Genomic DNA, 10495 nt, shown 5'->3' on the forward strand with positions numbered 1-10495 from the left:
TTCGGAAGCCATAAGCATATCCTGCCGAAGTTGTTTCAAATTCCGCTTTTGCCGTCACGGCTGCGGCTCAGGGTCCGCTACACCGTTCGGTATAAGAAAACCCCTTTCCCGGTCCAACCTCAAACGTGCGGGGTTTACCGAAACCTTACGTCTCGCGGGTTGTTGCGAGACCGACAAATATAATGTACAGTAATTTGCAGCAGCATTCACTCCCCTTGTCGTCGATACCTGAACAGGATAGTTCCATAAAGATTCCTGTTAATTACGTTACCATACACATGAAGAATATCCCTCTTAACGAAAGAATTATCTTTGCCCTCGACTTCGCGGATCCTGACATTGCCATTGAATGGGTCAAGAAGCTGGACGGACATATCAACTTTTACAAGGTTGGTCTGCAACTGTTTCTCGCCGGGTGGTGGCCGGTGATAGAGAAAATCATCGGTCGCGGCAACAAGGTCATGGTCGACCTGAAGTTCTTCGACATTCCGGAAACCGTACAGCTTGCCGTGGCGCAGCTCAAAGACCGCGGGGTCACCTTTGCCACCGTGCATGGCAATGACCCGATCATTGAAGCGGCGGTCAAGGAAAAAAACGGATTAAAAATTCTCGCGGTTACCGTGCTTACCAGTTTCGATGAAAGTGACATGAGAGAAATGGGTTTCACCGGTTCGGTGGCAGACCTGGTACTTATCAGATCTCGCAAGGCACTTAAACTCAAGGCTGACGGTGTTGTCTCCTCGGCCGTGGAAGCCTCCGGCTTGCGTAACGAACTCGGGAACAACTTTCTTATCGTAACCCCCGGGATACGGCCCGGCATCAACCGGGATATCGAACATGACGACCAGAAACGCATCGCCACGGCCAGGGAAGCAATCCTGAACGGCGCCGATTATGTTGTCATCGGCCGGCCGATCAGTACCTCTACGGATCCCATCGCAACCACCATCTCCATTCAGCAGGAAATCTCCGAAGCCCTTGCCGGCCGGCCCCCCCTATAATTTTTTCGTAACTGATCACGGGGTGTGTAACCCTGTGATATTACTACCCCCAAACCTGTAAATGACCACAGGTGCCGCAGATTTGCGCAAGCGCGACCGGCCGCTATAGCCCGCCTATGCGGGCAGGAGCGATCGGGCGAAGATGGGGTGCCAGTTTCCCCCGGGCCTTCTCCATATTCTCTCCAGCGATCTACTGCGTAAAATCACAACAGGACGACACAGGTTCTGCTCTGTCAGGAGGCCGGGCAATCGGCAGTCCGGTTCACCTCCCCACCTGCCTGAGCCTCATTCTCTGGACCAGGAAGGCACACCCATAGATGACCAGCCCCGGAAGAAAGAGATAATACCTGGCCTCAAAGGGAACCCCTGCTCGTGCTGCAACCGCACCGGGGTTAAACAGAATAAAGGCGGCCGCCAGAAACAGCGGGGCCTCGTACCACCTGACCCTGGTCAGGCACCAGCCCTGGGCCACGTTTTCAAAGGCGGCCATGCCCACCAGGGCCATGGCGAAGATGAGCAGGGCCTGGGGCCAGCTGGTGATATTGTGGAGGATCAGGTCGGGGTTGAAAACAAACAGAAAGGCAATGACCGAGGTCCTGATATCGTAGAGAAACCCCTGGATGCCGGTGGCAACCGGCTCGGAGCCGGCAATGGCCGAGGCGGCATAGGCGGCCAGGCCCACCGGCGGCGTATCATCGGCCAGGATGCCGAAATAGAAGCAGAACAGATGGGCCGCCATGATTGAGACCGCAAAACCGTAGATGCTTCCCACCTCGACGATGATCGGCGCGGTCAACGATGCCATGACAATGTAGGTGGCAGTGGTCGGCAAGCCCATCCCCAGCAGCAGGCTGGCCACGGCAGTGAACAGCAGCAATAGAAAAATATTGCCCATGGCCAGATTTTCAACTATCTGGGAGATCATCCCGCCGATGCCCATGTTGACCACCCCGACGATGATCCCGGCCGCGGCACAGGCCAGGGCCACGGACATCATGTTTTTCGACCCCTGGATAAAACCGTGGGTCACGACCCTTACCCCGTTTATTATTCCCGGACCGATCCCGACGCCACCCAACCGGGCCCGTATTATTTCTTGAAAGAATATAACCACCAGGAGCACCATGATCGCCCTGAAGGCGGCCATCTCCGGCGAGTGGCGGACAAGCACCAGTTCGTACAGCAGCACCCCCAGGGGGAGGAGGTAATGGACCCCGCCCCTGAGGGTGGAGAAGAAGTTGGGCAGGTCGGCCTTGGCCAGGCCCCTTATGCCCAGCTTGCCGGCCTCGAGGTGGGTGATGCAGAACAGGCCGAAATAGGAAACAAGGGCAGGGATGGCGGCCGCCTTGACCACCTCGAGGTAGGGTACGTTGACATATTCGGCAATAATAAAGGCGGCAGCCCCCATGACCGGCGGCATCAACTGACCGTCGGTGCTGGCCGCCACCTCGATGGCCGCGGCCTTCTCGGCCGGGTAGCCGGTTTTCTTCATCAACGGAATAGTGAAGGGACCGGTGGTGACGATGTTGGCGATACTGGAACCGGAAACCATCCCGGTGGCGCCGCTGGACACCACTGCCGCCTTGGCCGCTCCCCCCTTGTACCGGCCGAGGACGGCCAGGGTCAGCCGGGTGAAGAATCTGCCGCCGCCGGCCTTTTCAAGCAGCGAACCGAGCAGCACGAACAGGTAGACAATGGAAGCGGAAACATCCAGGGGGATCCCGTAAATCCCCTCGGAGGACAGGCTGATATTGCTCAGATATTTTTTCAGGGACACCCCCTTGAAGGCAAAAATATCAGGGAGATGGGGTCCGAGAAAGGCGTAGGCAGTGAAAAACAAGGCAATGATTGACAGGGCCGGGCCAATGACCCGGCGCGCCGCTTCCAGGACCAGAAAAACCAGGGCCAGCCCCAGGACCAGGTCCCGGGTGACGGGCACGCCGGAGCGCATGGCCAGCCCCTGATAGTCCCAGACGATATACAGGGCGGAGCCCACCCCGGCCACGGCGAAGAGGTAATCAATCAGCGGAATCCGGTCAATGGCTGACAGGCTGGGCAGATATTTTTTCGGATGCTTGCAACAGGGGGCCAGGAGAAACAGCAGCGCCATGGCAAAGGCCAGATGGATCGCCCTGGTCTTGATGCTGTCCAGGACGAAAAAACCGGCCAACGCCAGTTGGAACAGGGCCCAGCCAATGGCAATGACCGCCACCAGCACCGACTCGAACCGGCGCAATTTGCGGATATCGCCGGTTTCCGCCTTCAGTATTTCCTCGGCATACTTCCGGCTGTCCTTCAATTCCATCTCCTCGCAACTGATAACGGGACAGGTACCAGACCGGGGTCACCGGCTGCGGTAAGGCCTTATCACGGCAGCAGCCGGGGGTCGATGAACTTGACCAGGCCGGTCTCCCGGTAGTAACGGAGGGCGCCCCGGTGGATCGGCGCGGACAGCCCCTTGAGCATGTTTTCCCTGGTCAACGCCGAATAGGCGGGGTGGAGCTTCTTGAACTCGTCCAGGTTATCAAATACCTCCCTGGTGACGGCATAGACGATCTTCTCGTCCAGGTTGCGGGAGGTGACAAGGGTGGCCTTGACCCCGATGGTCTCCACATCTCCCTGGTTGACGGTATTGGGATAGAAGTCAGCCGGGATGACGGACCGGGCGTAATAGGGGTACCGGGCCAGGAGCGCGTCAATGCCCGGACCGTTGATCGGGATGATATTGACCTTGATCCGGCCGGAGGTGGCCCCCTTGATATTGCCGTTGGGATGGCCGACCGTATAGAAGAAGGCATCGATCTTTTCGTCCTGCAGGAGCCCCGGGGCCTCCACTGCCTTGACCTGCTCGGCATGGATGTCGGCCATTGACAGGCCGGCGGCCGCAAGCACGTCCCTGGAATTCTGCAGCTGGCCGGAGCCGGGGTTGCCGATATTGACCCGTTTGCCCTTGAGATCGCGCACTGTTTTCACCCCGCTCACCGCCGAGGCAACCAGGGTGATCGATTCCGGGTGGATCGAAAACACGGAACGCAGATCCTGCTGCGGCCCTCTCCGGGCCCATTCGGCCAGGCCGTGATAAGCCTGGTACTGCCGGTCGGACTGGGCCACCCCGAATTCCAACTCACCGCTCAACACACTGTTGATATTATAGACCGAGCCGGCGGTGGATTCGACGGTCGCCTTGATCTTATATTCCTTGGATTTCTTATTAATCATCCGGCTGATGGCGCCGCCGGTGGGATAATAAACGCCGGTGACCCCGCCGGTGCCGATGGTGACAAAGGTCCTGGCGGATGCAGTGGCGGTCCCGCCGAAGAGCAAGATGATGAGAAGGGGGATAATCGATTTTCCAGTCATGGTCTGTTCTCCCTGCAGTCCGTGATGGGTTGGGTCCGAAGCAACAGCTGATCACTATTCCACCGTAACCGTTCACCGGGGGTATGGAATTACGGTAACCTCATGTCCGTAAGCGTTTTACATTCTACCGGACCGGGGCGGAAGCGCAAGGGGAAGTGACAGCGGCAAACCGGGGCCGCCGGTCCGGGACCGCCGGTTACAAACAAAAACAGGCGGCTGAAATCATCAGCCGCCTGTTTCCTTCCTTAAAAAGGAATCCCGCCATGCGGGAAATACTGTTACTGCTTAGGTGCCGGGCAGATCCGGAATATTGTCGCCATGGCAGTCGGTGCAGTTGGTCTGGGATGTAATTTTGTACTCAATGGCGTTGGCCAACGGCTTATTGCGCGGTTTGTATTTCCCGTCGGCCCACTCGTTCAACAGTTTTGCCGTATAGATGGCAATGTCGGCGGACAACCTTGCACAACGTTCCTTTCTCTGCATGGTGAAAAAGCCAACATTTTCCTTTTTCATCCATTTGCCGACCGAGATATGGCATATCGGTGTATCAGCCAGGCTCGTGTTGTGAATCTGGGCCTTGGCCTGACCGGCTTCCGGCTTATAATGCGGCAGTTTCTCATAGGCATAATAGGCAATCACATCGTTAATGATCGCCTGACCGTCACTGCCGCTGCCAGCGATAAGGCCAACCGCCATACCGGCGCCCACCAGGGTGCCGCAGCCGGTACCCCAGCCCATAAAACCGCCGTGAGCCCAGAAAACAGAGCCCAGCGGAAAAGCGTCATAGGGCGCGCCGACACTCTTTGCCAGGGGCTTGAAGATACCGGTCATCACCGTCTCGGCACAAAACCGGCTGAAATAGGTTGCATGGGCGATCCTGCCGACCTCGGCCAGATTCAGTTTTTTGTACGGATAGGTTGTGGTTCCGCCGGCCTGCGCCTTGGAGACAAAGCTGGTAACGCCGGACGATACCACGGCGGCCCCGGCTGCTAACGCCCCAGCGCTGATAAGAACTTTTCTTCTGTCCTGGTCACATTTTTTTGCTTCTTTCATGCTTTTCATACCCCCGTCTTAGGTTTTAAACCTCTGATGTTAACACGCGGCCCAATCCCTAACCCTCAAATTAAGCCACCCCTACCACTCTTTATTCACTGATATTTTTTATACGCGAACCCATAATTTTCCGCGCTATCGCCCTACTCAACGGCCGGTAAGCCTAAATAAAAACAAGCAGGCCCTTGAAAAGAAAAAATGCAGAAACGCCACCAGCGGGATAACTGGATCAAAAAGTACTGGAGCATGATAAATTATTTCATTAAGTAGATACCACAGTGTGGCACTTTAGAAAATGGGGCAAATTGTCGCAACAAAAGACAATCTCTTTGAGATCAACGGGATATGACCGGGTTACCGAAAACAAAGCCCAACAAGATTGTCAGGACAACAAACGGGCCGGCTGGCGATCAGTCCACAGATATTCCGGTCTTTTTCCGGCCCCGGGCAACGGATGGACCGAACAACAAAAACCGTAAAAACACACATTCCTGACCTTGCAAGTTAGCCGGTAAAAAAAAAATTGCTAGGCATCCGGTGACACAACCCCGCAACTAGCCTGAACCAGTAAAAAAACTGTGATTTTAGCAACCGGCTTTTCCGTGTAACCCGCCCCGCTTGCGGTTGTCACACCCTAACAGATAAAACTGGCCGCAAGGCGTCCGGGACCAGCTTTCAACCGGCCGTACCAAGAGCGCCTTTGGCCTGAAAAAGAGCAGTGCGACAACTTGCCGCATTTGCAACCCCGGTGCGTTATGCTACGTTGTGGTACGTTTTGGTTTCAGAAGAATAATTTTTCACCGCCTTATGCCTTCGTATTAATTTCATGGATACTAAGCAGTTAAGGGCGGCACTGTTGGATTATTCTTCAAAAGTGTGTTGTGGGGGAAGCAAGAAGCATCATTACAAGGAACTTTAATGAGGAGGGTACACGTGAAGGAAATCAACTGTGAAATGAGTAGACGCGGATTATTGGTTAATGCTGGTAAAATTGCTGCCGGGGCAGCAGTGATTTCCGTGGGCGCCCGGGAATTGATCAGGCCGGCCCAGGCCAGCGCGGCCGCCTGGCCCTATGGATACACCAAACTGGACCCCCAGGAGGTAGGCGATCTCGCTTACAAGACCTGGTACGGCAGATACTGCTGCCAGGCTGTTGCCCAGGGCATCCTGCAACCGCTGGCGAAAAAAATGGGCGGCCCCTATGCCGACCTTCCCCTTGATGCCTTCAAGTGGGGCCACGGCGGCGTGGTCGGCTGGGGAACCCTGTGCGGCACCATGGTGGGCGCCGGTATTGCGCTGGGCTTTATCGCCGGCAATGATGGAGAAAAGATCCTCAACGATGTAATCGCCTTCTACGCCAACAGCGCGCTGCCGATCTACCGGCCTTCCAAGCCCAAGAGCCATTTCAAGAACGTCAACACGGCCGACTCTCCGCTCTGCCACATCTCGGTCGGCAAATGGATGAAGAAAGAAGGCGTCAAATTCTTCAGCCCCGAGCGGAAAGAGCGGTGCGCGTGCATCTCCGCCGACGTTGCAATGCATACCGCCAAGCTGCTCAACGCCTGGAAGGACGGGGCCTACAAGCCGGGCCAGGGCTCCAACGTCAGGGAGCACGGCATCACCACCCAGGAAAACTGCATGGAATGCCATGGCGACGACGTTCCGACTCCGATCACCTAACCCTCTGACGGGGCGTAGGATCCTCAAACGCCCCCAGGCGTTTAATTAGAAAAAAACCGGCCGCAGCCCCTGCTGCGGCCGGTTTTTTTTTACCGGCAACACCACGTATCCAGGATCAATAGCGCCGGTAAATCTCTTCAAGCAGGTCAAGTATCCGCTCCCGGGTATTGTTCCCCTGGTTAAGGATAATCACCACCCGGTCGAGCCGGCCCTCCTCCCGCAGATAACCGGCATAGGCATATACCCCGGCCAGGGTGCCGCTCTTCAGCAGCCGCTGGTCCCGGGCCGGCAGCAACGAGCCATAGGGGCGGAAGTCCTTCAGCAACATGAGCATGGCCCGGACGGTGACCCGGTTGTTGCGGGACAGTCCCGAGCCCTCCTCCAGGTACAGATCCGCCCCGGAAAAGCCGGACTCACGGCGATAAAAATCAGCCACCGCCGCCCTGGCCTTGTCCCAGGTGGCTGGATAGCCGTATTTCTCCGCCCCGCAGGCCAGGAAGATCTGGTTGGCGATAAAGTTGTTGGAATACTTCAGCAGCAACGGGATCATCTCGATCAGGGGCCGGCTCCGATGGACCAGAACCGGGGCCAGGGCCGCGGGGATCCCGGCCCGCCGGATTTCACCGGCTACCACGAGCCCCTGTTGACGAAGCAGGGCCCGAAAAAGCTCACCCGCGTACCGGGCAATAATCTCCCTGTTATTCTTCGCATTGGCGCTGATATTGATCCGGTGAATTCCCGGGGCCGAGCCACGCCCCAGAACCGCCATCAGGGGCAGAAAGGGCGTCTGCGGCTCGGCCGAACCCACCGAGCCGTCCTTTGCCTTGCGGATCTTGACGGTGTTGAAGTTGACCGCCAGGCCACTGTTGGCCGCATCATAGGGGTTGTCGCTGTTGCCGCTCCCCGCGGCCGGGGCGGCCAGTTGAAAGGAACTGCCGTCAAGCACGATGTCCCGTACCCGGGCCACCCCTTTGCCGCGCAGTTCCCCGGCCAGAACACCACACTGCTCGGAGATCAGAAAAGGGTCGCCAAAGCCCTGGATAAAAAGATCGCCCTCCCGGTTCCAATAGAACCTGGTTTCAAAACGGAAGTCAGGCCCCAGAATGCGAAGGGCCGCATAGGCGGTGGCGATCTTGAGGATGCTGGCCGGCACCAGGGGAACATCCATGTTTTTCGCATAAAGGAGCGTGCCGTGCCGTTCAATGGCCAGGCCACCGTTTGTCACCAGCTGGTTGATATCCTCGACCGGCCCGGCAATAGCCGTGTCCGCCGGGCCGACGAGCAAGAGCGCCCACAACCCGGCCACCAGGATCCGGCCCGGCAATCCGATCAACGACCCTGTCATCACCGAAAATCCTTTCCTGCTTGCACGAATCCGTGGCCCTGGTCAATGCTTACAGGCCGGTGCTTTCCGTAAACCCAAAAGGGGCGGCGGTCATAAAACCGCCGCCCCGGGAAACAGCTGAAAAAATCGCGGCTAGATCTTAGGCAGGGATGCCATGGATGCGGCAACCGCCTCGGCCGGATATTCATAATTGTGGAGTTCTCCGGCCAGGAACTGCTCAAAGGCGGACAGATCGAGATGGCCGTGTCCGGACAGGTTGAAGAGAATGGTCTTGGGCTCGTTGAGATCACGGGTGGCCTCGATAATCGCCCCGCGAATGGCATGGCAGGCCTCGGGCGCCGGGATGATCCCCTCGGTCCGGGCAAAGAGAATTCCGGCCTCAAAGGTCTCGAGCTGGGGCACTGCCAGCGGCTCGATGATCCCGTCCCGGACCAGGGCGCTGACAATGGGCGCCATTCCGTGGTAGCGGAGACCGCCGGCATGGATTCCCGGGGGCATGAAATCATGGCCCAGGGTATACATCTGCATCAGCGGGGTGGTCTGGGCCACGTCGCCGAAGTCATAGGCCATGGTGCCCTTGGTCATGGTCGGACAGGAGGCCGGTTCGACCCCGAGGAAACGGACATCTTTTCCTTCCAGCCGGTCGGCGACAAAGGGCACGGCCAGGCCGGCGAAATTGGAGCCGCCGCCGCAGCAGCCGATCACCACGTCCGGATAATCTCCGGCGATCTCCATCTGCTTTCTGGCCTCAAGCCCGACAACGGTCTGGTGATGGATCACATGGTTCAAAACCGAACCCAGGGCATACTTGGTATCGTCCCGGGTGGCGGCATCCTCCAGGGCCTCGGAGATGGCAATGCCCAGGGAACCGTTGGAGTCCGGATCCTGCTCCAGGACCGAACGGCCGAAATGGGTGTCCGGACTGGGGCTGGCCACCACCTGGGCGCCGTAGGTATGCATCATGGTCTTGCGGTAGGGTTTCTGGTCAAAGGAGACCCGGACCATGTAGACCTTGCACTCCAGGCCGAACTTCTGGGTGGCAAAGGCCAGGGCGCTGCCCCACTGGCCGGCGCCGGTCTCGGTGGCAAGCCGCTTGATCCCCTCCCGCTTGTTATAGTAGGCCTGGGCCACTGCGCTGTTGGGCTTGTGACTGCCCACCGGCGACACCCCTTCATACTTGAAGTAGATTTTTGCCCTGGTGCCCAGGGCCTGCTCGAGCTTGTCGGCCCGGACCAGGGGCGACGGCCGCCAGATCCGGTAGATATCGAGCACCTCTTCCGGGATATCGATCCAGCGCTGTCCGCTCATCTCCTGCTCAAGCAGGGCCATGGGGAAAACCAGGGACAGCTTCTCCGGTCCCATGGGCTGCATGGTTTCCGGGTCCAGGGGCGGTTGCATGCCACCCGGGATATCCGGAACGATATTGTACCATTGGGTCGGGATTTCATCGTCGCGCAGGTATATCTTCTTCAGACTCATTTAATCACTCCTCCTTGGTTCCGCGCCTGTACTGTTGCAGCAATTCAGAAAAAAGTGGTGTGCCGGCCCCCTCTAAAGCACGGCAACCGATTCGCAATCAACGGATTATTACTACACTTCGGGCCGTCAGGCAAACCATTACCTTATGTCCGTCCAGAAATGAGCAATTTCGTTCAAGATCAAGGATCGCGAAAAAAATAACCGGAGTCATATAAATGATATTACGAGGATTATTTTTTGAGCATGGCGCCGAGATTGGGCGAAAGGGCCATTTCTGGATGGGCACTACCTTGTGTCCCGGTCCGCTTTTCGCGCCAGGTTTATATAAAAATCGCAACGGCGCGCTGTCCCGGCCATGCCGGAGTGACGCCTTTCATCCTTTCGTTGTGGCCGGCCGACATGGTCCAGCCGTAAACATTCAGTAAACAGCCACCGTCTGAAGACGGTGGGTTAACTTAACGACTGAAAGTCGGGATACGGGTCCAAGACCCGTTTTTGACGTGCTCGTGCTCGTGAACGTGAACGTACTCGTACACGAACATAAGTGCCTTTGGCGAACGACAAGTCCATTTATCGA

At 57.4% G+C, this 10495-nt stretch carries 7 protein-coding genes; 2 read left to right on the forward strand and 5 right to left on the reverse strand.

Annotated elements, in window-relative coordinates:
* Positions 1–278: 278 nt before the first annotated feature.
* Positions 279–1001: an orotidine-5'-phosphate decarboxylase gene (gene pyrF / locus L3J03_11250; protein MCF6291554.1), complete on the forward strand. Its 723-nt coding sequence runs from the start codon at positions 279–281 to the stop codon at positions 999–1001.
* 262 nt (positions 1002–1263) lie between these two features.
* Here pyrF and L3J03_11255 read toward each other — a convergent pair whose 3' ends face one another.
* The 3 genes from L3J03_11255 to L3J03_11265 form a co-directional block, all read right to left on the reverse strand.
* Positions 1264–3306, reverse strand: a complete 2043-nt coding sequence (locus tag L3J03_11255; protein MCF6291555.1) for a TRAP transporter permease — start codon at positions 3304–3306, stop codon at positions 1264–1266.
* A gap of 62 nt (positions 3307–3368) precedes the next feature.
* A complete protein-coding gene (locus L3J03_11260) occupies positions 3369–4361 on the reverse strand; it encodes a TAXI family TRAP transporter solute-binding subunit (protein MCF6291556.1) in 993 nt (330 codons plus the stop codon).
* 285 nt (positions 4362–4646) lie between these two features.
* Positions 4647–5414: a C-GCAxxG-C-C family protein gene (locus tag L3J03_11265; protein ID MCF6291557.1), complete on the reverse strand. Its 768-nt coding sequence runs from the start codon at positions 5412–5414 to the stop codon at positions 4647–4649.
* A gap of 954 nt (positions 5415–6368) precedes the next feature.
* Between L3J03_11265 and L3J03_11270 the strand changes: the two genes are divergently transcribed.
* On the forward strand, positions 6369–7094 hold the full coding sequence (locus L3J03_11270; protein MCF6291558.1) for a C-GCAxxG-C-C family protein: 726 nt from the start codon (positions 6369–6371) through the stop codon (positions 7092–7094).
* A gap of 115 nt (positions 7095–7209) precedes the next feature.
* Here the strand turns inward: L3J03_11270 and L3J03_11275 are convergent, their stop codons facing one another.
* Together L3J03_11275 and L3J03_11280 are read right to left on the reverse strand one after the other, a co-directional pair.
* Positions 7210–8439: a D-alanyl-D-alanine carboxypeptidase gene (locus L3J03_11275; GenBank protein ID MCF6291559.1), complete on the reverse strand. Its 1230-nt coding sequence runs from the start codon at positions 8437–8439 to the stop codon at positions 7210–7212.
* Between the two features lie 132 nt (positions 8440–8571).
* A complete protein-coding gene (locus L3J03_11280) occupies positions 8572–9918 on the reverse strand; it encodes a TrpB-like pyridoxal phosphate-dependent enzyme (protein MCF6291560.1) in 1347 nt (448 codons plus the stop codon).
* Positions 9919–10495 lie beyond the last annotated feature (577 nt).

The sequence above is a fragment of the Desulfobacterales bacterium genome (assembly GCA_021647905.1).
Classification (GTDB): domain Bacteria; phylum Desulfobacterota; class Desulfobulbia; order Desulfobulbales; family BM004; genus JAKITW01.

Bases quoted from the DNA above. Each gene is read 5' to 3' on its own strand.
- pyrF (MCF6291554.1), top strand. From the start codon at position 279: ATGAAGAATATCCCTCTTAACGAAAGAATTATCTTTGCCCTCGACTTC.
- L3J03_11255 (MCF6291555.1), bottom strand. From the start codon at position 3,306: ATGGAATTGAAGGACAGCCGGAAGTATGCCGAGGAAATACTGAAGGCG.
- L3J03_11260 (MCF6291556.1), bottom strand. From the start codon at position 4,361: ATGACTGGAAAATCGATTATCCCCCTTCTCATCATCTTGCTCTTCGGC.
- L3J03_11265 (MCF6291557.1), bottom strand. From the start codon at position 5,414: ATGAAAGAAGCAAAAAAATGTGACCAGGACAGAAGAAAAGTTCTTATC.
- L3J03_11270 (MCF6291558.1), top strand. From the start codon at position 6,369: ATGAGTAGACGCGGATTATTGGTTAATGCTGGTAAAATTGCTGCCGGG.
- L3J03_11275 (MCF6291559.1), bottom strand. From the start codon at position 8,439: ATGACAGGGTCGTTGATCGGATTGCCGGGCCGGATCCTGGTGGCCGGG.
- L3J03_11280 (MCF6291560.1), bottom strand. From the start codon at position 9,918: ATGAGTCTGAAGAAGATATACCTGCGCGACGATGAAATCCCGACCCAA.